Raw genomic sequence first — 1,453 nt, forward strand, 5'->3', positions numbered from 1 at the left:
TAAAATGGAACCTATAAAGTAGACACATATAAAAAAGAGTCTATTTTCATAGGTTCTTTTTTTGTACAATTAATTATGAGGTGGATTATTTATGAGCAAAAAATTATTTAGCAATAGGGATATAGAATTATTATCTAAAAATAAGTACGTCCTAAATATAAGTGAAAAAGCGATAACATATACCAATGAATTTAAAATACATTTTATAGCTGAATATAGTAAGGGAAAAACTTCAAGAGTTATCTTCGAAGAAGCAGGGTTTGATATTGATATAATTGGAATAAAGCGTGCAGAAACTGCTAGTGATAGATGGAGAAAGAGTTTTGAAAAACATGGTGTTTTAGGATTAGATGATACAAGAAGAACTAACAGCGGGCGCCCGCGAGAGCGTAAGCTTACTCAGAATGAATTAATAGCGAAGAAGGATGCGGAAATCGCATATTTGAAAGCTGAGGTTGAAATGCTAAAAAAATTAGAGCTGCGAGAAAGGCAGGTGAAAAATTATAAGCTATCCGCAGCAGAAGCATTTGAATTAATTAAACTAACTGTTAACAAAATAAATATGCCAAATTTGGTTAGTTATTTGTGTAACACGGCATGCGTATCCCGTTCAGGGTATTATAGTTATTTAAAATCTGCCGATCAACGTTTGCAACGAGAAGATGAAGATTTATTTTTAAAGGATATAATCTTAAAAGCTTACAACCATAGAGGATATAAACGGGGTTCTAGATCTATTAAAATGACATTGAATAATGAATTTAACATAATCTATAGTAGAAAGCGCATTCAAAGAATTATGCGTAAATACCAAATAGTTTGCCCAATTCGCAAAGCAAATCCATATAAGCAAATAGCGAAAGCTACTAAGGAACATACTGTTGTGTCTAATCTTTTGAATAGAGATTTTAAACAAAATACTCCATGGAAAGTATTACTTACCGATATAACATATTTACCATACAGTGGGGGCCGTATGGCCTATTTATCGACCATTAAAGATGCATCTACTAACGAAATACTAGCTTATAACTTATCTGATAGAATCACTTTAGATATTGCTACAACTACAATTCACAAATTGATGAAAAATAAGAATTTTAGATTTATAGAAGAAGCATTTATTCATTCAGACCAAGGAAGTCATTATACAAGTCCTAAATTTCAGAAGTTATTAAAGTCATATAAACTTGGTCAATCTATGTCAAGACGTGGTAATTGTTGGGATAATGCTCCTCAAGAATCATTCTTTGGACATATGAAGGATGAAATAAACTATAAAGATTGTACGAGTTTAAATGAACTCCAATCAGTAATTGATGATTACATGGACTATTATAATAATTATCGTTGTCAGTGGAATTTAAAAAAGCTGACCCCTGTTCAATACAGAAATCAGCTTTTAATAGCATAACTCTCTTTTTATAATGTCCTTGACATAGGGACCACTTTA

1 protein-coding gene is annotated in these 1,453 nt (G+C 31.3%); it reads left to right on the plus strand.

Annotated elements, in window-relative coordinates:
* Window positions 1–91: 91 nt before the first annotated feature.
* Complete coding sequence (locus AXX12_RS03255) at window positions 92–1,414, plus strand: IS3 family transposase (RefSeq protein WP_066238134.1); 1,323 nt, start codon at window positions 92–94, stop codon at window positions 1,412–1,414.
* The last annotated feature ends 39 nt before the right edge of the window (window positions 1,415–1,453 follow it).

Source organism: Anaerosporomusa subterranea (genome assembly GCF_001611555.1).
Taxonomy (GTDB): Bacteria; Bacillota; Negativicutes; order Sporomusales; family Acetonemataceae; genus Anaerosporomusa; species Anaerosporomusa subterranea.

Excerpts from the sequence above, each read along its gene's own strand:
- AXX12_RS03255 (WP_066238134.1), top strand. The coding sequence starts at position 92 with ATGAGCAAAAAATTATTTAGCAATAGGGATATAGAATTATTATCTAAA.